This window comes from Bradyrhizobium sp. CCBAU 25360 (assembly GCF_028128695.1).
Lineage (GTDB): Bacteria > Pseudomonadota > Alphaproteobacteria > Rhizobiales > Xanthobacteraceae > Bradyrhizobium > Bradyrhizobium ottawaense.
Window position 1 is genome coordinate 17,799 of the sequence record NZ_LBJA01000033.1, and the last position, 21,199, is coordinate 38,997.

The 21,199-nt window shown below is 58.9% G+C and carries 23 protein-coding genes and 1 pseudogene; 9 read left to right on the plus strand and 15 right to left on the minus strand.

The genetic code is table 11. The features are described from left to right. The first annotated feature begins 558 nt into the window (after window positions 1-558). The 3 genes from XH81_RS09920 to XH81_RS09930 all read left to right on the plus strand — a co-directional run bounded on the left by XH81_RS09920 (window position 559) and on the right by XH81_RS09930 (window position 1,430). Complete coding sequence (locus XH81_RS09920) at window positions 559-768, plus strand: hypothetical protein (RefSeq protein WP_271596130.1); 210 nt, start codon at window positions 559-561, stop codon at window positions 766-768. A 19-nt stretch (window positions 769-787) separates the two neighbouring features. Next, entirely contained in the window at window positions 788-1,138 is a 351-nt protein-coding gene (locus XH81_RS09925) for a response regulator (protein ID WP_271596131.1), read from the plus strand. A 61-nt stretch (window positions 1,139-1,199) separates the two neighbouring features. Continuing rightward, window positions 1,200-1,430, plus strand: coding sequence for a DUF6894 family protein (locus XH81_RS09930; RefSeq protein WP_271596177.1), 231 nt, complete (start codon window positions 1,200-1,202; stop codon window positions 1,428-1,430). A 48-nt stretch (window positions 1,431-1,478) separates the two neighbouring features. On the opposite strand, the gene XH81_RS09935 is transcribed toward XH81_RS09930, so the two are convergent. Both XH81_RS09935 and XH81_RS09940 read right to left on the minus strand, forming a co-directional pair. Then, window positions 1,479-1,844: a response regulator gene (locus XH81_RS09935; RefSeq protein WP_271596132.1), complete on the minus strand. Its 366-nt coding sequence runs from the start codon at window positions 1,842-1,844 to the stop codon at window positions 1,479-1,481. Next, window positions 1,837-4,020, minus strand: a complete 2,184-nt coding sequence (locus XH81_RS09940; RefSeq protein WP_271596133.1) for a PAS domain-containing sensor histidine kinase — start codon at window positions 4,018-4,020, stop codon at window positions 1,837-1,839. The genes XH81_RS09935 and XH81_RS09940 overlap by 8 nt, the downstream gene beginning before the upstream one ends. Window positions 4,021-4,338: 318 nt before the next feature. Here XH81_RS09940 and XH81_RS09945 point away from each other — a divergent pair, with 318 nt between their 5' ends. Then, window positions 4,339-4,497 (plus strand): hypothetical protein, encoded by a 159-nt coding sequence (locus XH81_RS09945; protein ID WP_271596134.1) that lies wholly within the window; start codon window positions 4,339-4,341, stop codon window positions 4,495-4,497. A 75-nt stretch (window positions 4,498-4,572) separates the two neighbouring features. After that, window positions 4,573-4,755 (plus strand): hypothetical protein, encoded by a 183-nt coding sequence (locus XH81_RS09950; RefSeq protein ID WP_271596135.1) that lies wholly within the window; start codon window positions 4,573-4,575, stop codon window positions 4,753-4,755. A 395-nt stretch (window positions 4,756-5,150) separates the two neighbouring features. Here the strand turns inward: XH81_RS09950 and XH81_RS09955 are convergent, their stop codons facing one another. The 3 genes from XH81_RS09955 to XH81_RS09965 form a co-directional block, all read right to left on the minus strand. Then, window positions 5,151-7,121 (minus strand): hybrid sensor histidine kinase/response regulator, encoded by a 1,971-nt coding sequence (locus tag XH81_RS09955; protein WP_271596136.1) that lies wholly within the window; start codon window positions 7,119-7,121, stop codon window positions 5,151-5,153. Window positions 7,122-7,503: 382 nt separating this feature from the next. After that, complete coding sequence (locus XH81_RS09960) at window positions 7,504-7,755, minus strand: hypothetical protein (protein WP_271596137.1); 252 nt, start codon at window positions 7,753-7,755, stop codon at window positions 7,504-7,506. Window positions 7,756-8,342: 587 nt separating this feature from the next. Next, complete coding sequence (locus XH81_RS09965) at window positions 8,343-9,116, minus strand: MBL fold metallo-hydrolase (RefSeq protein WP_442868200.1); 774 nt, start codon at window positions 9,114-9,116, stop codon at window positions 8,343-8,345. Between the two features lie 75 nt (window positions 9,117-9,191). Between XH81_RS09965 and XH81_RS09970 the strand changes: the two genes are divergently transcribed. Further along, window positions 9,192-10,085 (plus strand): LysR family transcriptional regulator, encoded by an 894-nt coding sequence (locus tag XH81_RS09970; protein WP_271596139.1) that lies wholly within the window; start codon window positions 9,192-9,194, stop codon window positions 10,083-10,085. A gap of 51 nt (window positions 10,086-10,136) precedes the next feature. Here the strand turns inward: XH81_RS09970 and XH81_RS09975 are convergent, their stop codons facing one another. Continuing rightward, window positions 10,137-10,877, minus strand: coding sequence for an SDR family oxidoreductase (locus XH81_RS09975; RefSeq protein WP_271596140.1), 741 nt, complete (start codon window positions 10,875-10,877; stop codon window positions 10,137-10,139). A 379-nt stretch (window positions 10,878-11,256) separates the two neighbouring features. Continuing rightward, entirely contained in the window at window positions 11,257-11,712 is a 456-nt protein-coding gene (locus tag XH81_RS09980) for a carboxymuconolactone decarboxylase family protein (RefSeq protein ID WP_271596141.1), read from the minus strand. A 209-nt stretch (window positions 11,713-11,921) separates the two neighbouring features. Here XH81_RS09980 and sigJ point away from each other — a divergent pair, with 209 nt between their 5' ends. Beyond that, window positions 11,922-12,824 carry an RNA polymerase sigma factor SigJ gene (gene sigJ, locus XH81_RS09985; protein ID WP_271596178.1) on the plus strand — a complete coding sequence of 301 codons (903 nt, stop codon included), beginning with the start codon at window positions 11,922-11,924 and terminating at the stop codon, window positions 12,822-12,824. Between the two features lie 153 nt (window positions 12,825-12,977). On the opposite strand, the pseudogene XH81_RS09990 reads toward sigJ, so the two are convergent. Next, window positions 12,978-14,331 (minus strand): annotated as a pseudogene (locus tag XH81_RS09990) (transposase). Window positions 14,332-14,483: 152 nt separating this feature from the next. Here XH81_RS09990 and XH81_RS09995 point away from each other — a divergent pair. Continuing rightward, window positions 14,484-15,116: a tyrosine-type recombinase/integrase gene (locus tag XH81_RS09995; RefSeq protein ID WP_271596142.1), complete on the plus strand. Its 633-nt coding sequence runs from the start codon at window positions 14,484-14,486 to the stop codon at window positions 15,114-15,116. Window positions 15,117-15,205: 89 nt separating this feature from the next. Here the strand turns inward: XH81_RS09995 and XH81_RS10000 are convergent, their stop codons facing one another. The 3 genes from XH81_RS10000 to XH81_RS10010 form a co-directional block, all read right to left on the minus strand. After that, window positions 15,206-16,180 carry an ABC transporter substrate-binding protein gene (locus XH81_RS10000; protein WP_271596143.1) on the minus strand — a complete coding sequence of 325 codons (975 nt, stop codon included), beginning with the start codon at window positions 16,178-16,180 and terminating at the stop codon, window positions 15,206-15,208. A 210-nt stretch (window positions 16,181-16,390) separates the two neighbouring features. Beyond that, window positions 16,391-16,618, minus strand: coding sequence for a hypothetical protein (locus tag XH81_RS10005; RefSeq protein WP_271596144.1), 228 nt, complete (start codon window positions 16,616-16,618; stop codon window positions 16,391-16,393). Window positions 16,619-17,153: 535 nt separating this feature from the next. After that, window positions 17,154-18,320 (minus strand): hypothetical protein, encoded by a 1,167-nt coding sequence (locus XH81_RS10010; protein WP_271596145.1) that lies wholly within the window; start codon window positions 18,318-18,320, stop codon window positions 17,154-17,156. A gap of 564 nt (window positions 18,321-18,884) precedes the next feature. On the opposite strand from XH81_RS10010, the gene XH81_RS10015 reads away from it, so the two are divergent. Then, on the plus strand, window positions 18,885-19,115 hold the full coding sequence (locus XH81_RS10015; protein ID WP_271596146.1) for a hypothetical protein: 231 nt from the start codon (window positions 18,885-18,887) through the stop codon (window positions 19,113-19,115). Between the two features lie 17 nt (window positions 19,116-19,132). Here XH81_RS10015 and XH81_RS10020 read toward each other — a convergent pair whose 3' ends face one another. The 4 genes from XH81_RS10020 to XH81_RS10035 form a co-directional block, all read right to left on the minus strand. After that, on the minus strand, window positions 19,133-19,405 hold the full coding sequence (locus tag XH81_RS10020; protein WP_271596147.1) for a hypothetical protein: 273 nt from the start codon (window positions 19,403-19,405) through the stop codon (window positions 19,133-19,135). Between the two features lie 121 nt (window positions 19,406-19,526). Continuing rightward, window positions 19,527-20,255 (minus strand): SOS response-associated peptidase, encoded by a 729-nt coding sequence (locus tag XH81_RS10025; protein WP_271596148.1) that lies wholly within the window; start codon window positions 20,253-20,255, stop codon window positions 19,527-19,529. Window positions 20,256-20,257: 2 nt separating this feature from the next. Next, the gene (locus XH81_RS10030) at window positions 20,258-20,707 is read right to left on the minus strand and encodes a hypothetical protein (protein WP_271596149.1); all 450 of its coding nucleotides are present in this window, start codon (window positions 20,705-20,707) and stop codon (window positions 20,258-20,260) included. Between the two features lie 8 nt (window positions 20,708-20,715). Then, window positions 20,716-21,081 (minus strand): hypothetical protein, encoded by a 366-nt coding sequence (locus XH81_RS10035; RefSeq protein WP_271596150.1) that lies wholly within the window; start codon window positions 21,079-21,081, stop codon window positions 20,716-20,718. Window positions 21,082-21,199: the final 118 nt, after the last annotated feature.

The window sequence follows — 21,199 nt, forward strand, 5'->3', positions numbered from 1 at the left end:
ATCGAGTTTCTCGATGAACGCACTTGAAAAGTAAAACTCCATCAGGGCGGATGTACCCCTGATGGCGTGCGAGGCTCCCGGTCCGCCGGGGGCCTCTTTAGTTCCTGAACCAAACCCAAGGTCCCGGCCTTGCCCTGAGCACGCTAAATGGCGAACGGTCAGCATGTCCGCTGCGAGTTAGGAGCACGTCACGGGACCATCGTAAAACATCCGGTTTCCCGCAAACTGCCAGCGTAGCCGCGGCCCCTTCGTTGTCAGCGAGGGCCACAAGCGGATAAGCGGCTGTGCAACGGGGTACTCACGGCGGTGAACTGTTAGGAAACCAAAATAAACAGCACAAGCTCGTGCCCAAGAGGAGCGGAAGCCGTGCAGTCCGCACGATAGCAGGCTCCCGCTCCATCCCGGTGGCGGCGATCCGGACAGTGGGCCGTTACCTTCCGAGGCGAGCATCCTAGGGCCAATTGGGAGGCCTAGCTAGAACCAATCGCCTCCGTTGACGGTGCCGGCTCGTCAGTTCCATATTTGGCGAAATCGCCCGCCGAGCCTTGAGAGAGATGAATGACCCTGTCCGATCGCGTGAAGTCGAATATGGAAATCGTACTGGAAGAGACGTGCCAGGAGCTTCCGAACGGCGGTGACCATCAGAGCCGAAAGCTCATTGCCGAACAGCTTCTTGCAGCTGCCGAAGCCGGGAACACCACCTTGGATGAGCTGCGGGCTGCTGCTCTGCGTGCATTCCCGAACCCAGCAAAGATGAAGCGGCAATAGAAGGCATCGGGGACGGCTTGTGGCTTCGGTGCTGCTTATAGAGGATGAAGCACTCATCCAGATGATGATAGCCGACATGCTGGCGGAGCTGGGCCACACCGTTGTGGCCGAAGCTAGTGATCTGGCCTCTGCCCTGCAGCACGCCAACCAAGCCGAATTTGATTTCGCGGTGGTGGACGTTTTGCTTGGCCACACCAGTAGTGAGCCGGTCGCGGTGGTCCTCGCAGAGCGCAACATCCCGTTCGCCTTTGCGAGTGGCTACGAGGCAGACGGAATACCGGACGGATTTCAGGATCGCCCGCTTCTCACCAAACCTTTTCAGATAGACCAGCTCGAACGCTGTATAGCCAAGCTGATGGATCGAAGGTGAATGCGGAACGGCTACCAAACCAGGACGTTACGAAGTACCTTTGAAGTTGAGGTCTTTCGTGATGCCGCGCTATTACTTCAATGTTACTCACGAACACACCGAGATTGATCGCGTCGGCGAGGAGTTGCCGGATAAGCACGCCGCCTGGAAAGAAGCGACTGTGATGGCGGGGCAGACGCTGCAGGGTATTGATGGAAAGCTGGTGCCCGGCCGGGAATGGCGGATGGAAGTTAAAGACGAGTTTCAAAACACTCTCTTCATCCTGCACATTAATGCCGAGCGACCTGAATGACCGATTGATTGCCCACTGGAAGAACGGAGGTCCTGATCCGTGGCGAGCTTAGGAACGCGAAAGAAGCGTTCGCAATTTTTCTCTCAATTGGTCTACCGAAAAGGGCTTGCCGATCGCGGGCACTTCTCTGAACTCCTCCTCCAAGGGCTGTGCGCCGTAGCCTGTGCTGAACAGGAAGGGAATTCTTCGGTCACGTAAAACGCGTGCGACCGGGAAAACAAATTCTCCAGCCAAGTTGACATCCAGCAACGCCAGATCGAAGGAGCCGGTGGTCGCCAATTCGCATGCCGTTTTCAGATGGGCCGCAGAGGCGACAACCTTGAGGCCCAATTCCTCCAGCATGTCTTCGATCATAAGGGCGACCAGCCCTTCATCCTCAACGAGGAGGACCCTGGCGCCGGCTACCTCAAGCATCGGTGGGCGTGACCCTAATGGGAAACTCTATCCGGCAGCGAGTACCCTCCGGCTCGAACACCAGGTCGAATTCGCCGGCGAGATCATGCTCGACGCAACGCTCCATCAGCCGCGTGCCGAATCCTCGCCGCTTCGGTGGCGCCACGGGGGGACCACCTCGTTCGATCCATTCGCATATTAACGTGCTTTGAGTCCGTTCACCTTCGACGACCCTCCAGACGAACGACACGGATCCGCCCGGTACGAACAGTGAGCCGTATTTTGCCGCATTGGTCAGAAGCTCGTTGAGCACCATGGTGACACTCAGTGCAGTACGCGCGTCTAGGTTGACGTTCGGCCCGCCCGTGACAACCCGTCCGCCAGAGATCGGAGCGACGATATCGTGAACCAGCTGCTCGAAAGGGGCATCTTGCCAATTGCGCGTCGTGAGAAGGTCATGCGCACGGGCAAGGGCCAACAGCCGTCCTGTGAACGTGGGCAGAAACTCTTTCAGATCGGCAGCATGACGAGCGGTCTGACTCGCGAGTGACTGCACCGTGGCAAGCGTATTTTTCACACGATGATTCAGTTCGTCGATAAGCACCTTCTGAGCATTCTCTGCCTGCTTGCGCTCAGTGATGTCGACGAGCATGTTGATGGCGCCGACCAGGTTCCCCTCGGAATCGCGCAGCGGCGTCGGATAAGGAATGAACGGCACGCGTCTGCCATCTGGACGCTCGGCAACTGCCTCGGCACCGCGAACCGCGCGGTTTTCACGTAGCGCAACTGCCATCGGACATTCATTGTGGGGCAGAGGCGAACCGTCCGGCCAATAAAGTTTCCAGGTTACGCACCATTCATCGCTGGGCTGGGGGGTTCTGCCCGCCATCTCGACCGCGGCCCGATTGAAGAAATTGATACGGCCCTCGGCATCAGTGGTGTAGATCGCTGCGGGCAGAGCCTCAAGGAGATCGCGCATGCGTTGCTCGCCTTCCCGCAGACGATCCTCCAGCTGTTTGGTGGCGGTGACGTCCTGGGCCACACGCACGCCGTAGAGAAAGCGTCCATTCGAATCGCGCACCGACGAACTGGAGATGTCGAGATGGCGCACAGAGCCGTCGGGCCGAAGCGCACGCTTGCGGATCGTGTAGTTCTCGACCTCGCCGCGCACCTGAGCTGCATAGAGTTCGGCGTCCTTTGCCCGGTCATCCGGATCGGTGTAGTCGTAGAATGTCATTGCGAGCAGTTCGTCGCGCGAACGCCCAGTGATCCGACAAAGAGAATCATTCACTCGCAAGAAGCGGCCGCTCTCGTCCGCCTCGGATATCCCGACGATGGCAGCCTCGTACGTTGCCGCGAGTCGTGCGTCACTGGCCTGACGCGCCTCATTGGCGGCTCGCAAGTCCGTGACGTCGACGGTGAAACAGCGCGTGTTGACGAACTTGCCGTCCACAAATCGGCTGTTTGACGTAATCAGCACATGCTTCACCGAGCCGTCGCGCGCCCGCAACCGCGCGGGATAGCGTTCGAGCGGCTGGCCGCAGGACAGGCGCTGGAGGATGTCGCCGATTACCGGAGCGTCGGCATGAAACTCCGCGATGTGGCGGCCAATGTACTCCTCCGGGCTATACCCAAGCAGAGCCAACTCGGCTCTGTTGGCGCGAAGGATAATGCCTTCACCGCTGACGATATGAAGGCCGACCGCGCTGTTCTCGAAGAAGTCCTCCAGGTCCTGCGTCTTCTGTCGGACTTCCTCTTCGATCTGCTTGCGTTCAGTGATGTCTTGAAAGCAGTTGATGGCGCCTTGGATGGCCCCGGAGTGGTCGCGCAACGCTCGGATATTGACCAGGGCCGTAAAGCGAGTGCCGTCCGGCCGCGCCATGATGACTTCGGCATTGCGCGTGGGCGTTCCAGCCCTAACCGCCGTGGCCATGGGGCAGTCGTTATGGGCGAGCGGACTTCCGTCGAGGAGGTACAACTGGTGCGAACCGCAGAAACGTTCCTTCTGGGCGGGGTCGGGGGTCCGGCCCCATAATTTGACCGCCTCGGTATTATAAGCGACCAGCCAGCCCTCAGCATCGCAAAGGTAAACCGCCCCAGGAATGGCATCCAGCGCGGCTTGGCCGGCTGCCACCAGCGCCTCGAACTCCGTCGGCTGGCGACGGGCGGAGAGCGGAAATTCCTCGACGTTGGACATAAAAGGGTCTCTCGGGGCGAGAGGAGGCCCACGCCGGGGCCATTCTGTTCGGGAAGAGATTGGCGGACTCCCCCCGTTGGGCCGCCCAACAAGCCAGAACGCCTCAGAAAGTCGATGGTTCCCTACACCGCACCGGCTCAGCCATTGATAGGCGCACAGACGCAAGTTTGGTCGTCAAACTATCTCTCAACGGGCTAGCCCAGTGCTGTTTTGGATGAAGTTCCCAACCCCGCTGCGACAACTGACATGTTCCTCGTACGGAACCTAAGTTGAACCTCCCGCGTGATGAGAGTGGGGCGCGTTCGGGGAGGTTCTGGTATGCGGCGCCGGATCAAGCAGTCCATCTCCTTCAGTCAGCGGCTCGCGGATGAAGCCGCAAAATTCCGCAAAGCCGCTGAAGAGTTGCCGCCCGGCACCGCGCGAGAGCTGCTGATGAAGCGGGTGAGGCAGGCTGAAGCCGCATGGCAAAATCAATGACTGGCTGGCCACGCCCGGCGCAGCGCCACCCTCTGCACTTGAGCAACTCACGGCGAAAACGACGCGCGAAATCCCATGAAGCTGCTGACAGAGTATCTCGAGCGTGCGGTGCAGCTTGAAGGGCTTGCGGCCAGTGAATTCGATTCCGCCTTTAAATCGCAATTGCTCGAGCAGGCGGCCTCATATCGAAAGCTTGCTGCAAAGCGGGCCAGGGAATACGGCCTGCCTCCTCCAAGTCCGCCTGAAATAGTTCGGTGATCAGTCTTTCCAGGCGAGCCGAGCACAATAGAGCACTGATAGACAGCAATCTGGCGGCCATCCCGGGGGTCGAGAATCATCGATCTTAGGTCAGTGGCAATCTGGCAGTCGTCGCACTTCGGACGCAAGTCAACAAACGTCGTCTGAAAGACAAGCTGCTGCTCTCGCATGTGATTCGCCCTCCCGTTAGATGGGATCAGAGCGAGTCGGACGGCAATATCGTGCGTATGTCGAGTGGCTGGACGGGAGCGACCGCCGCCTGCCTAAGCGCGTCCTAACCCAGATTTTCTGGCTGATCGGGAGGCCGGCATGGGCTACTCGCCGGGCTCCAAAAGAGGGGGCCGGCAAGTCGCCGTGAGCCATAAACAGAAGTTGCAATTCAGAGAAAGCGTCCGCTATTCAGCACCCTTACGATCTAGCATCTCTCGCACGCGAAGGGCTAGTTTTGCCAGGGAGATGGGCTTCTCCAGTAAGTCCACTCCCTCTTCCAAGCGGCCCTGGTGGACCACTGCGTTACGCGAGTAACCGGTCATATACAGGATTTTCAGCCCGGGACGGATCTGCTGAGCGCGTCTTCCAAGCTCGCGTCCATTGATCCCCGGCATCACTACATCGGTGAGAAGAAGATCGACCCTGGGAACGTCCTGCAACAAGGTAGTCAGCGCGGCCTGTGCACTAGGCGCAGAAATGACGCGGTAATTGAGATCCTTTAATGCGTCCGCCACATAGGCGCGGAGGTCTGCGTCATCCTCTACGACGAGAATAGTTTCAAGCTTCTCGGCTTCGGGCACTATCTCCTCGCCTTCGGCCTCGACCGGAACGCTGCTCCCGTAGTGCCGGGGAAAGTACATCCTGATGCTGGTGCCCTGACCGACTTCGCTATAGATCTTGACGTGCCCACCTGACTGCTTGACGAAGCCATAGACCTGGCTGAGGCCGAGGCCAGTCCCTTGTCCGGGCTCCTTGGTGGTAAAAAAGGGCTCAAACGCGTGCTCTAAGACGTCACTCGACATGCCGCTGCCAGTGTCCGTCACGCACAACACGACGTATTGGCCAGGCGAAAGCTCTGGATTCACTCGACAGTAGTCCTCATCAGCCGAGACGTTCACGGCTTCCACGGTCAGCTTGCCGCCGCTAGGCATCGCATCCCGAGCGTTGATGCAGAGGTTGATGATTGCCGACTCCAAGTGGTTTGTGTCGGCTTCGATCTGCCAGAGTCCCGCGCTTCCGACAGTCTGAACCTCGATGCCTTCTCCAAGTGTGCGTTGGAGGAAATCCTGCAAGCTACTCAGGAAAGTGTTGAGATTGATGGGCTTGGGATCGAGCGCCTGTCGTCTAGAGAAGGCCAGCAGGCGACTGGTCAGTGCCGCCGCTCTTTGTGCGCCTCGCTTGGCGTTTGTGAGTGCGCGTTGGATATTCACGCTGCCGGGAAGATGGCGAGTATGGCGCTCAGCTGTTTCGATGTTGCCAAGCACAATCATGAGAAGGTTGTTGAAGTCGTGCGCGATGCCGCCGCTCAACTGGCCAACGGCTTCGAGCTTCTGCGACGCAGCTAACTGGTCTTGGACGCTTCGCAGCTCGTCTTGAGCTTTCTTTCGTTCGGTCAGATCGCGGGTTACTTTCGCAAAACCCGCCAGCGCGCCGGCATCGTCTACGATGCGGTCGATGACCACCGATGCCCAAAAACGGGTGCCGTCCTTTCGCATTCGCCAGCCCTCGGCCTCGAAGCGGCCCGTCTCGGCGGCTTGTGCGAGAGCTCGTTTTGGAATTTCAAGCTCAAGATCCTCCGGCGTGTAGAACTGACTGAAGTGATGCCCGATGATCTCGGATGGGGCATAGCCTTTGATCCGCTCCGCACCGGGATTCCAGGTGCTTACATTGCCTGCCGGGTCGAGCTGGAAAATCGCATAGTCGACCACCGCCTCCACCAGCCGGCGATAGCGGCGCTCACTCTCCAAGAAATCGAGCTGAGCCTGATGACGTTCGGTGATGTCGCGGGTGACCTTCGCGAAGCCGATCAGTTCGCCCGATTCATCACGGATGGTGTCGATCACGACAAGCGCCCAGAATCTGGTGCCGTTCTTGCGTACTCGCCATCCTTCGGAATGGAAACGGCCAGTCTCGCGTGCAGCAGCTAATGCTGCTTGCGGCGCTTCTTTGTCCCGTTCCTCAGGCGTATAGAAGGTCGAGAAAGGCTTTCCGATAATCTCATCAGCGGAATAACCCTTGAGCCTCTCTGCGCCCGCGTTCCACGTTCGAACGAGGCCCTCCGTGTCCAGCATAAAGATGGCGTAATCGACAATAGCATTTACAAGCAGCTCGAACCGGCGCGCATCCCCCATGCGTTCGAATGATGATTTGCTCATTTTTCCTGAGGCGGCGGAACAGCGGGAATATAGAACGACGATTTAGCCAAATAGTTCCGTACCTTAATACCTTAAGGTCCGCCCCTGCCTTGCTGGTACGAGCTGCCTCAAGGCTATGTGGTTGCTATAGAAGGCTCAATGCCGGCGGATCGGCTCGAACCGGGCGAGCTTGGTTGCACCATCCCAGAGCTCTACGGCATGCCCATCAACGAGCTGCCTCGCCTTAGCCCTTGCTGCGGATTCGTTCGAGACCTCAAGGTCCACTCGACGCTGGATATGCCCCTCAGCGTCGATGATGTAAACCCGAAAGTTCGGCATTGATCCCACCCAAACTGCTACGTTCCGAGGCTGGAACGAGTTTAGAGGCGATCTAAAATCCGAGTCAATTCGACGGACGGTTTCGCGCGGCCAAAAAACCGCGACCCTTCGCAGCCTTGTCGGCGAGCTTTTCCCAGTCCTCGGCAAGCCGAAGCCAAGCCTCGCGGTCAATGGGACTAACCGCTTGCGCAGCCAGAACTCTGCACTGCTCCGCTTCTTCGCGGAACCTATGGGCTTCCATTTCCATCATATGCACGCTCGCAACATACTCCAATATGCCGCCGCGAGCTGATCGTTCCGCCGCCTCGTCGAGCAACTTCCCCTTTCAGTGTTGCGAGTGTGGCAAATATTGTGTGGGCCCATACTTGGGCCAGCAGTTTGCATCGAGCTTAAGCCCACTGTCGACCAATTGCAGTGGGTGGACGCAGAAGAAAACGTTCAAGGCGCGCCGGCAAGCGTCATTGGCGACAACGACGAAGCTGCCATCGTCGAGGCGACGCGCCCGCGTTGACGGCCTTGACATCGAGATTTTCGACCGCGCACCCGGCAGCCGTGCTGCCCTCTGATGCAAGTCTCTCATCGAAATGATCAACGAAATGAGGCCACTGCAGGGACTGCCGCGGCCTCGTATTCTCACAAATAGTCCGGGTGAAAGAGATCTAAGTGAACTATGAGCCAGGGCCCTCAGTAAGGACGCCTGAAGCCATGGCAGCCTTAGTTTTGAGGTTGTCTTCACCGTCTACGCACCCACAAGAGACTAAGCGAGCCGAAGTCGGCTTTGAGTCAAAATCAGAGCTCCAGACCGCCCCAATCAGTTTCCGCTCCCCACCCGATAGCCGACGCCCCCACGATCATTCCACTCGGGCAGCCGTGGGCCAACAGCAGACCCGGGAAGGTGAAAACTTACCACGAAATCGTCAAGGGTTTGCCTTTCTCAAACCGGCTTAGCCGGTTGGACAGATTGAACGCAGCGAAAACGTCGGCGAGTTGATCCTGGCTTTCTCGCAAGTGGCCCCAACCCTCGTTGTGCACAGAAACCAGAGTTGCATCTGGAAAAGCGTGTGCAGCCTCCAACGCATCTTCGCTCCCCATAGTCATGTGAAACCGGCCCCGGGGTTCGGCCGCACCAGTATGCAGGATGACAACCCTCGGGGAAAACTTCCGCGCCACCTCAGCCGTGCCATCGAACCAGAGAGTATCACCCGTGATATAGACCAAGTCGCCGGATGTCTCTGTTCCGAGAGCGAAGCCCACGACATCTCCAACGTCGATGCCGATAGGGCCATGGCGTGCGGGGGTGGCAGTCACGATCAGCCGTTCGCGCCCCTCTCGTTCGAGATATCGAGTTTCGAAGGGATTGAGCCCAATTGCATTTTGACCAAGTCGCTGCGCTCCCGCCCTGGTCGTATAAACCGCCTCGACCGTCGGCAGCAGTGACCGACCCGAGTTGTCGAGATTGTCGAAATGATGATCGTGACTCAGCAAGACCGAATCCAGCTTGCCAATCTCGGCTATCGAGATGCTCGGCCCATCAGTTTTGATGTGCCTTACAGGGCTGTGCGAGCCTTGATATTGGCCCGGGGGATCGAAGGTGGGATCAGTGAGCAGGCGATAGCCGCCGTACTCGATGAGCACGGTTGGGCCACCTATCAAGGTGAGGGTGATCGAACGGGGCATAGCGTATTCTTTGTTGTTGATGCCGATCGTAAATAAGCTGCTGACGCTCTGAGAGAAATCCATTATCCTCTCTCAATGACTGATAAAAAACGCACAGCGCTGGATTGGGAGGATGTGCGGGTTTTTCTCGCGCTTGCTCGCCACGGCAGTTTGTCAGCCGCCGCGCGCGTGCTGTCGGTCAACCATGCGACCGTCGCCCGCCGCGTGCAATCACTGGAACGATCTTTAGGCGAGCGATTGGTCGAACGACGAGCGGATGGTTACGTGCTCACTCCAGCAGGCACGCGCTTGGTCGGTCCAGGAAACGAGATGGAGACGGCGGCGGCCAATCTGAGTCGTGGGGGCCGCGGCGATCAGCCTGTCGGGCTTGTGCGGGTGAATGCGCCACCGAGTATCTCGCAGCTTTTTCTCACTTCCCGTCTCGCGGGCCTTTGTGGAAAGTATCCGGGGATCGACATCAATCTGGCCACCGACTTTCGGGCGGTGAGCCTAGAGCGCCATGAAGCAGACATCGCCCTCCGCTTTGGGCGACCCCAGGATGGGGACGTTCTTGCCAAGCGGCTGCGATCGATCCCATTCGGGTTCTACGCTACTGCGGAATACAGGCGCCGCGTTAAGGCAGGAGCCGATCCAACTTTCGTCGGATTTGACGAGGCGAACGCCCATTTGCCCGAAGCCCTTTGGCTGTCCAGACACTTCGCCGGTAACCGCATGTCATTTCGGACAAACAGTCAGTCCAATCAATCTGTCGCAGCCAGAGCGGGCGCAGGCATCGCGCTTCTCCCGCATTTCGTCGGCAAAATGGATGATAAACTCGTGGTCTGCGAGCTGGAGCCCGAACCGCCACCACGCGAGCTATGGCTGATCATCAGGCGACAGAACCGGGACAGTCTCCACATCAGAGCCGTTGCAGAGCATATTGCTTTCGTCTTCGCCAATGAACCTGTTTTCTTTGAGAAGAAGCGATAGGCAGCGTCGGCCAGCTGCAACTCTCGCTTCAGCTTCACTTGGCGCTGACGTTCAGATTGCTTGAGCTGTCGGACGGATGACTATCTCATTCACGTCGACATTGGGGGGCTGCTCCATTGCAAACGTGATGGCACGAGCCACGGCTTCAGCGGGTATCGCATTCTTGTAGATCGCGAGCATGCGGGCGCTGTCGGGGCCAGTCGTCTTGTATTGCATGCCGGTATCGACGGCACCTGGCGTGATCAGGCTGGACCGTATTGGCGTGTTCGCGAGTTCGGCTCTCACCCCTTCGCACAGCGCTCGAAGAGCAAACTTCGAGGCCGAATGCACAGCCCCGCCAGGCGAAAACACCTTCAGCCCGTGAACCGAACTCAAGTTGATGATATGCCCTCGCTGCTGTTCGAGGAATAGGGGAAGACTCGCGGCGATGGCCCATAGTGCTCCCTTGACATTCAGATCAATCGTCGTCTCCCATTCCTCCGTGTTGATCTCGCTCAAGGGACGGACGAACATTATTCCGGCGCAATTGATCAGCGCGTCCAGCGCGCCGTAATCGCGCACGACGTGCTCAACAAGAGCCTTCACTTGGTCTTTGTTCGTAATGTCGACTGGATAGGCGCGAGCAACCCCGCCCCGGTCTTGGATTCTTTTGGCGACAATGTCAGCCTGCGGCCGATTGATATCGGCGATCGCAACCTTTGCTCCTTTAGCCGCCAGGTCCTGAGCCGCTGCTGACCCGATGCCACCGGCTCCTCCAAGGATTAGGGCTACCTTGTCTTTAATCCCGCTCATTCGCTGTTCCTCTCACAACAAGCGAAACGTAGTCTGCGACGGAATGAACTTGAATGCGCATTTTTCAACTGCCGCTGCGAACAAATGCATCGATCAAAAAGCTGCGATCGTCGCAATGGGTCAAAAGCGATCGCTTGAATGACGCCGTATCACTTCCGGTGTGCTCCGATCAGCAGACCATATCTGAGCCAAAACCGAACTTCGCATCGGGCCAATGCGGCCTCGCAGCGGAAACTGGTGACGTCTGCGTAGCCGGAGCGCGTGTGGACTGAGGGATTGGACAATGTCTTGCAGCCCGACGCTCGCACCTAGGGGTTGGATTCTGATGGTGGAAGCGGAACGGCCCTGTGGCCATTCCGTGACGATGCGAAGAAGCGGATCAGGCCTTGGCCTTGACCGGGAGCCGAAAGGGCGCCCCCAGCCGGTTGAACGCGTTCATGGCCGCAATCGTGATCGTGAGGTCCACGAGATCCTTTGGCCCGAAAGCCGCGCTTGCAGCCGCATAGGCCTCGTCGGAGGCGTGCGTCTCGCTGACGAGCGTGACTTCCTCCGCCCACGCGAGGGCAGCGCGGTATTTATCGGGAAACAGTTGTGGCACCTCGGCCCAGACCGGAACGAGCGCGACCTTCTCAAACGGCATCGTGCCCAGAAGGTCCCGGGTGTGCAGGTCGATGCAATGTGCGCAGCCGTTGATCTGCGAAACCCGCAAAAAGACAAGATGGATCAATTCGTGGGGCAGATTGGTGGCCGTGGTGATGTAGTGGTGGATGCCAAAGAGGGCCTTTGCACCCTGCGGCGCCACCTCGCTCCAGACCAGCCGTTTGTTCTCGCTCATGACCTGCCTCTATGTTCGAAACGCCGGAAATTCGACGCTCGGAGCCATGACGGGCCAAGCGGACAGGGTGTGACATGCCCCTCAGCAGTTCCATTCGATGCGGCCGATGTCACATCCAGGCACGTTCGATCGTCTTATTCTTGGGAACGGGATGCGGGAGCGACGGTGACAGTGGAATGATCTGCGAGGAGACGGTGCGGATGGAGACGATGAACGAACAGCGGACCACCGAGTTCGAAGCGGAGCGCAGGCGGCTGACACGCCTGGCCTATCGGATGATGGGCTCGCTCACCGAGGCGGAGGACGTCGTCCAGGACGCATGGCTGCGGTGGGTCGGGGTGAAGGATGACGTCGATTCGCCTGCCGCCTATCTAACTCGCATCGTTACACGCCTGTGCCTCGACCGACGCCGCTCCGCGCGAGCGCGTCGGGAAACCTACGTTGGACCCTGGCTGCCAGAGCCTCTCGTGAGTTCCGTGGAGCCGGACGAGGCGGTCGCCGACGACGTCACGGTCACGTTGATGCTTGCTCTTGAGCGTCTGTCGCCTCTGGAGCGGGCCGCTTTCCTTCTCCACGACGTCTTTGACGTGCCGCTGACCGAAGTGGCCATCACCCTCAATCGCGAGCCGGCCGCGGTTCGTCAGCTTGCAGCGCGCGCCCGCAAGCACGTGCAGGCCGCCCGTCCCCGCTTTGAAGTCAAACCCGCCGATGCAGATCGGATCACCCGTGCCTTCTTCGTCGCGGCACGCGACGGGGACGTGGCGGCGCTTTCGGCGCTGCTGGCAAGGAATGTCGAGATCCATACCGATGGCGGCGGCAAGGTCCTTGCCTTCCGCAATGTCGTTCGCGGCGTCGAGCGGGCCCTGCGCCTTTTTGGGAGACAGCGGCGCAAGTATGGCGTGCCGCCGACGCTGCTACGTGTCGTCACCATTGACGGCCTGCCAGGCTACGTCAGCCTTGATGGAGGCGGCATGCTTCAGACAACCGCGCTCGACATTCGCGAGGACGGGATCACCGCGATCTACATTGTCAAAAACCCGGACAAGCTGTCTCACTTAGCGACAGAAATGGGCTTTCCATCACGCATCTCGCCGATGCCGCCAGCTTCGTGAACTGCCCGAGTGACTGCGGCAACGTGGAGAATCGTTCGACGGGCTGAATATGAGGCTCGCCCACGGTCGATGTCCGCTTCGGGTCGATTCTGTTGAAAAACGCCGGCAGTATTCCGTTTGTAATCGTTGAGCTGGGGATGAGATCGAGTGGTCCTATGCTGGCCTTGCGATAGGCATCGGGATCAGCTTGGCCATCTTGCGAAGGTTCTGCGCGGTGGCTGCGCGAGTGAACTCGTCACGTGCGCCATTTGGGCCTCGCAGTCGTAAACGGTCGAGCTTGAGAATGCGCTTGAGGTGCGCGAACAGCATCTCGATCTTCTTTCGCAAGCGACGTGAAGTACGCCCCTCCGATGATCGTGCTATCTCGCGCGCCATGTCGCGAGCGCCCTTCGTAGATCGAGCGAGACACTTTGCGGACCGAGTCCTTGGGGCAGCAGCGAGCCTTCAAACCGCAGTCGGTGCAATCGTGCTTGCTCGCCCGGTAGAGCATCGTTGCGCCATCGTTCACCAGTGTTCCGGTTGTGGTCAGCATCTTGCCACCGGGGCAGGTATAGACGTCGCTGGTTTGGTCGTAGGTGAAGTCCTCGCGCGAAAAGGTCCCGTCCGCGCGGGCTGACTTGTCGAACACGGTCACGTGCGGCTCGATCCCGCGCTCGTAAACCAGCCAGCCGAGCATCTCGGCCGAGCCATAGCCGCTGTCGCCGAGGAGCCGGGCGGGATAAAGGTCGAACTGTTCGAGCGAGCGCTCAATCATGCGCTTGGCAGCCAACACCTCCGCCTGCCGGATTGCCGTGGTTGCCTCGACGTCGACAATGACCGCGTTCTCGACGTCTACTAGGTAGTTTGTCGAGTAGGCGAAGAAGGCTTGGCCGCCATGCGCGCCCGTCCAGCGGGCCGCTGGATCGGCAGGCGACACGAACTTCGGGGTGACCTCGGTCGCTGCTCCGAAAGCGGCATCATCGAGGACGGCCAGGTACTCGTTTATCGCTCGGCTTGCGGCCTCCGGTGGGAGTCCCTTGTCGCCTTCAATCCCCTTTTGCCGATTGGCGTCGGCCTTGATTAGGCTCGCATCGACGGCAAATCCTTCACCGCCGACCAGCCGCTCCTCGATACAACGGTGCAAGACGTTCTCGAACACGCGACGGAAGAGATCGCTTTCTCGGAAGCGACCATGTCTATTCTTAGAGAACGTCGAGTGATCTGGCACCGCACCGTCCAAGCCGAGCCGGCAGAACCAACGGTAAGCCAAATTGAGGTGAACCTCATCGCACAGACGTCGCTCCGATCGGATACCGAAGCAATAGCCGATCAGGAGCATCCGTATCATCAGCTCGGGATCGATCGAAGGCCGGCCGATCGTACTGTAGAAGGGCGCCAGGTCCTGCCTAATCTGTTCAAGATCGACAAATCTATCGATCGAGCGAAGCAAGTGGTCCGAAGGCACGTGCCTCTCGAGCGAAAACTCGTAGAACAAAGCAGCCTGTTCGACTTGCCGATGTCCCATCATGATCTTCAGTCCTGCCGATTAGACAGACTGAATCACCGCTATCTCTGAGTCGCAACTGCTGCCCTTTTTCAACAGAATCGTCCATAAGCGGACGCCGGATTGGAAGGGCTCCGGGTGGAAAATGACCAGCCTCACTAGATGAGGAGGTCAACATGACCGCTACCCCAAGCACCACCGCCGCCGCCTCGAAGCAGGTTCCTTGGAACAAGGGCAAGATCGTCGGTGCAAAGCCGCCGCTCCGTCCCAAGCATGTCTGGTCAATCCGGACCAAGCTCCAGGTCGAAGGCCGAACGCGCGATCTGGCAATGTTCAACGTCGCCATCGATAGCAAGCTCCGCGGCTGCGACGTCGTAGCCTTGAAAGTTGATGACGTTGCGCCAGGAGGATATTCGGCCGACCGCGCGACCGTCCGACAAAAGAAGACCGGCCGGCCAGTCAAATTTGAACTGACAGAATCGACCCGGCAGGCAATCGACGAGTACCTACGGCTTACCGGCAAGAAGTCAGGAGAATATCTGTTCACCGGCCGACGCCTGAGTGGACCCATGACGACGCGCCAGTATGCTCGCCTCCTATCCCGCTGGCTCGCCGACATCGGACTGGACCCGCACCTGTTCGGGACGCATTCCCTTCGCCGGACCAAGGCGACCTTGATCTATCGCCGAACCGGCAACCTGCGAGCTGTGCAGCTCCTTCTGGGACATACTAAGATCGAGAGCACCGTTCGATATCTCGGCATCGAGGTCGACGACGCGCTCGCGATAGCAGAACAAGTTGACGTCTGACTTCGGGGACAGAGCAGACGTACTCTGCGCTGCCCTCACAGACGGCTCCGGGCCAGGAGCAGACTCATGCACCGCAGCGAACGGCATCTCTATTCGATGACGTGGTCGGCGCGAACGAGCAACGAGGGCGGCACGGTGAGGCCGAGCGCCTTTGCCGTCTTCAAGTTGATCACCAGCGCGAATTTGGTCGGCTGTTCTACCGGCAGATCGGCGGGCTTGGCGCCTCTGAGGATTTTATCGACATATCCGGTTGCACGGCGGTACAGATCGACAAAGTCGGGGCCGTAGACGATCAACCCCCCGAGGTCGGCGCATCGTCGGAACAAGTAGCTTGTCGGCAGATGATACTTCGCGGCGAGCGCGACCACTCGGGGAGCTTGGAAAAAGGTCAGACTGTCACCCATATCCAGCACGGCGTCGGCATGTTGGGCGGCGGCCGACGCAAATCCAACGTCAAGTTCGTCGGGCGCCGTAGCCTCAACTGTCAGCAAAGTGACACCGAGCCTCTGGGCGGTGCGAGCCAAAAATTCTCCGAAGTTAAGTCTGTGCATCGGGTTGTTCGGGTTGATCAAGATAGCAATTTTCGAGGCACTGGGGACGAGCTCGCGGAGGATTTCGAGGCGTTTCGCGCCGAAGTCATCGGGAACCATGGTCGCAACACCCGTGATGTTGCCGCCTGGTCGCGCAAGGCTTTGCACGAGGCCCAGCCCCGGGGGATCGGCGACAGCCACGAAAACAATCGGAATGGTGGAGGTTACTGATTTCAGGACTTGCACTGCCAGCGGCCCAGGGGCGACGAGCACATCGGGAGTTAAGCCGACCAGCTCGGCGGCTAAAGCTGGCAAACGATCCGGGGCGTAACGATATTCTACAAGCAGGTTCTTGCCCTCGATCCAACCCTTCTCCCGCAACCCGCTGAGCCATGCGGCGTGAATGGGGTCGCGAGTCGGATCATCCGCCCAGAGGCCAAGGAAACCCATCCGCCGAGGCTTCCCTTGCGCGTGCAAATGTTCCGGCTGAACGAGCAGCGCCGCAGTGCCCGCCAGGAACTCTCGCCGCTTCATTCAATCCTCATCGCAGATTGAGGACGACGGGACGCAGAGTATCACGTCTCGATGGTTGTTGCACTTGCAGGGGATCGATAAGGCGGTATGGGCGCAGGTCCGCTTAGGGTCACAAGCAGCACTTGAGCGATCGTCGCTTTATGTCCGCTCTGCCTGTCAAAGCAGACATCAGACCGTGCTCGGCTGAACGGCGGATCCGCAATTCCACGTTCAATATTGCGGCCGCTTCAGAAGCTCCGGCAGCCGAGAGATTGCGTTTGCAATCCGCCTCGCCTCCTCGCGCGAGAGAAAGTCGTTTGCGTATTGGTAGCTCCGCTGGTGCAGATCCTCGCGGTGCGGGACGGAGCAGATGAAGAAGCCGCTGGCGTCGAACACGCGGAAGCCGTCACCGTCCTCCTTCATCACCCAGGGAGCGGGAAAGCGCCGGAGGTTGTCCATCAAACGCGACGATGCGCTGGAGTGCCCTTCGTCGGTTTACCCGAGGCGTAGGTTGGCCGACTAGCCTTTTCCGTGCTGGCGAGCCGATCCCGCTCAGCGCAAAGACCTTCCACCTTTGACTGCATTCGGGAGAGGAGCGCTTCGGCCGAGGCAGTCGAGATACCGGCGCGCTGGAGCTGGAGGATCTCTTTGCGCTGCCTGCTGATCTGCGAGCGCATATGCTCGATCTCCGAGCGGAGGAATTCGAGAGTGGGCATGGTCCAACCTGGGATTTTTTCCACTAGAACGAAACAAGAACTCAGAGTCAAGCGCGACGGTGCAGTCTGGGAGGAGACTTGGACTGACGATCCGCGCAAACAAATCACAGGTGGCCGACTGGGTGGTAGCCCCCCTGGGGGTAGCTGAAATTGGGTCCCCGGAAGGGGTAGCACAGCAAGCAAGGATCCTTTGCTGCCAGGCCCTTGAACCTCTGCCCTTGTTCAAGGCTGTGAGGGAATGGGACCGCTCGATCTTCTTTTGATTACGCCCCAGCCAACTACTCATACGGCATCCAAACCGCATTAACGACTTTCACGGCTCCCATCACCGAACGAGCCGTTAGAATGAGTACATCCTTCGGGAGATGAGCAAAGCGCACCGGCACCGAATAACTTTCTTCATCTGATGCATACACGGGTCCGAAATTGCGTCCGTGACTGGATGCAACGGGGTGCCCGAAAACATAAGACGGCAGCCCCGCCGCCTGAACTGCAGGCAACATCTCGCTTAGGCTGGGGCCGTTTCGATTGCGCCTCAAATTACGAATAGCGCTTGAAGCGGCATCACACGAAATCTCTTCCAAGCCTGCCAAGGAGGCCTGATGGGCCGCAATACAAATTTCAATTGGTTGCGGAGGGAGCTTTCCTTGCATCACGTCCTGGCTGAGCATCAACTCACCCAACGCATCTAGTACTTGCGGACAACCGTTTCTAACTCGAGTCAATTTCGCTAACGCTACACGCGAGAGGGCATGATCCACCAGATCATTCTTTACGCTTGTAGACTGAGCTGCCAAGGCGGCGGCGAGTTCACGGAACGCCCGCGTATATGCTATGGGGATTGCCAACTGTCGTTTAATGCTAAGTTTCCACCCCGGGGGCTCCCGCTGAACGAGGTCATCTGAAGGCCTAAAGCTCGCGCGGACGGTGTCCGCCCACTTTTGTATCAATCGTTGAAAAGGGTAAGGACCAGGACACGAGGTGGTATCCGGACGGCAATCGGGCAAACTTATCTCTTGAAGGAAGTCCAGCTCACTCTCGTTGAAGCCTTGCTTGAGAAACCACGCGTGCTTTTCCCACTTGCTGCGGCCGTCCATGAAGTCGTGTAGCTGGGTGAGAATCTCATCCCAAGTTCGCGGCTTTCCCTTGGCCTGGGCTAAAAAGATCTCATAGGTCGCTTTTGCAGTTTCTCGAGCATCAGTATCGCGCCACATGTAGGTGAGATCAGCCAGATGGCACGGCCAACCACCACGCGAGAAAGAATGTCCCCACCCTAGTTTGCGATCGCATGGGGGATCTGGGAAGTCCGGAACGCCCTGATGGGACCAGCTGTCCTGCAAAGCATGAAGGTATTTTCCAAGATCGCGAAAGCTTGATTCGTCATCGGCAAGCGACGGCGCTGGGTGAAGGTTGCCGCCTCTTTGTACTTGGCCCGGCACAACCATTCGGATTTGCGGATCGCCAGGGACCCCCCTCAGAGATGGGAAATGATGATCGTGTACCTCGCTTGAGCCGGTGGGATCCGAGCCTGAGCACGCTGACAAGAAGGTGCTTTTAACGGGCTCCGTGGCTGAACTGTCGTCGACCCCTTGGTTTCCCTGGGCAATCCACAATGCTTGCGCACGCGAAAACCCAGCCTGTTTTGCGAGCCAAAGAGTGAGTCCGTAATGAACATCGCTTTCCCAAGCGGCAACCGGCCGAGCAAAAAGGAAGCTCCCAATCAGAATCACTAGAAGTCGTAGTTTTAGCTTGCAATTGGAGTGGGTCATTACGTTGAGTTGGGTCCGCACGGTTGTAGAACTGGCAGACTACTCGGCATCAACGCGAAATCGCAAGGTGGTTCTGACGTCCGGAGCGACGCTTAAAGGTCGACTTGGTGGTTAGGCTGGTTCGCTCGTCAGAACGCAGCCGACCATTTTTTGATGTTATGATAAACCGAAGTATCGCTTGCTCCGTCGGGCAAAACAGTGGTTGATAGGGTGCTGGTAGTCGACATGGGAGCCAGCATCGTGGCCGATGAACAGGAAACGTCTTCAGAGCTATCGAAGATAGCCAAGCTCAATGGAGACTTCAGGAGGAATTACGGAACACTGCTTGGAGCCTTCCTGTATCTGCGCTCGATCAGCGCCGCACGCGGACGTTCTTGGTTTTGGGCCGGTCTGGTTTCAATCGTTTTCTCGGCCGCGATGACCTGGCTGGGGAAAAATGGCTTGTCATGGCTATTCGGCGGAGTCCCGTGAATGGGCGACGCTCGGCTTCAGCCACCACCCTCGGGAGGACACTCGGGGCAAGTGTCGCCAATCGACTCCAGCACGTCCCGAACCGCGACCACGGCTTCATCCGGAGACAGTCCCGCCGGCGGATACTGCTCCGCGATTTCTAAGGCTTTGTCGCGAGCGTGCGGGTCGGCACGTTCCCGCATCCAGCCGTGCTCCTCGCACTCACGAATTGCCCCGGCGTCTTGCAGCACCGAGATTGCCCATCCACGCAGGCTCCGGATCGTTGGCCGTTTTTCTCGTGTCATCAGCATAAGAGATGGCTCCTGCGGACGAATCCCTTCATCCCTCGGTCGTTCCGCGCGCTTAGCACGGGTCAGGGATTCCGAATCGCTGAGACTCCGGCTTGTCCACCTGTTCCGCGGGCCTGCGGAACTACGCAGGGGCCGCTGGATCTTCTTTCTCGCCAGTGGCGACGATCTTGAGCGCGCCGCGCGGAAGAGGTCGCTGCAACGCCTTGGCCTCCTCCCAGGGGGCACATAGCCAGACGTCGTATTCTTCGGCTGTCGTCAGGATCACCGGCATCGCTTTTGGGTGGACGCGTTTCACCTCCGCATTCGGTTCGCAAGTGAGAAAACCGAATACATCGGCGGTCACTTCGCCTTCCTTTGCCTTTCGAACGGACGTCCAGTTCGTCCAGATGCCCGCGAAGGCGACGAGGGGCCGAGACTCCTCGAGGGCGAACCAGACCGGCACCTTCTTACCTTCGATCGTGTCGTATTCGGAAAACGACGTCAGCGGAACGAGGCAGCGATTGTCCGGACCGAGCCATCGCTTCCAGTGTGCGCTACTCACATTCCGAATGTTGGTTGTGCCGCTATCCGGCTCCATCCGGAGCAGCTCCTTGAAGTCGACCGTTTTGCCCTTGGCTTCCAGCTTTTCAGCTCGCTTCTTGGTCGCGTCCATGAGCGCCTTCTGCGACGATGGCATGCCCCAACGAGCCATGACGATCTCTCGTCCATCCGGTGCATTGCGCACTATCGGCGCTGGGTAGTCCGGAAAGATGCCCGGCATGCTGGGCAAGTTTCCGACGTTGTTGTTGAGCGCGCCGAACAGCTGACGGATCGCGTCCACGTTCTTTGTCATCGAATAGAGATTGCACACGTTCAGGTCTCCGGAGCTGCCCGGCGAGGACTGGGTCTCAGTTGCAGGAGTGTGGCAGCCGGACGTCGCCCGGCCATAGCACAGTTACTGCAGCGAAGCCGGCTCGCAAGGTCGTGGATTGATGTGGTTGGCGGATGCCGCAGAGCGGCAAGGTCGACATCCCGCTTGGTCTTGCAGCGCGAGCATTGAATCTCAAGCGATGAGTAGCCGCCGTTGATCGCTTGGTCGATCGTGGGGGACGGATCGATCGGCCCGCCATCAGCCCACATCTTCTCGTTCCAAGATTCGCACAGCAGCTTGTCAGCCTGGCGGATGAGCGCTTCGCCCTTAGCGCGGGCTTCAGCCGACTGCGACCCGAGGATCGTGGTCATCGCGCGGGCCTTGCTCAGCTCTTTGCCGAGTGCCTTTCGATCGCCGCCGGAGAGGGGTGTCGGATGATGCTTGGGCGCCATCGGCCGGCCTAGTCGAACGTTGGCCAGCAGCCATCCTCTTCGTAACGGCCCGTCCGCTGGGTGCAGGTGTTGTCCAATAGTCGTTGGCCGACCTCCTTCCAGAGCGCGTCCGCGCCGTAAAGGCGGGTGGCGTCGACCTTCTGGATCTCGACCAGCCTGCCGCATCGGCTGCAGCCAACCCGCAATACGTGGTGCGAGATCTGGCACAGCCGCAACGCCCCTGCGGAGTGTCCGGGCTTCGTCTCCACACGACCGTCATCCAGAAGAGCTTGCCAATATTCTGGCGGCAAATCGGCCTCTGGAGCCAATCCATGCTCCGCCGGCACGTTTCGGCGGACGGCGGCCATCTTTTCCATTTGCTTCATGGTCGGCATGCGCCAGCTCGCGGGTCGGTCAGTCATGTCCAATTAGAACATAACAAGAACATAAGAGTCGATCCCTCATCAGAAAAAATGATCCTACTGGGGGGCCCGGGCGCGTCGGAACTCGGTG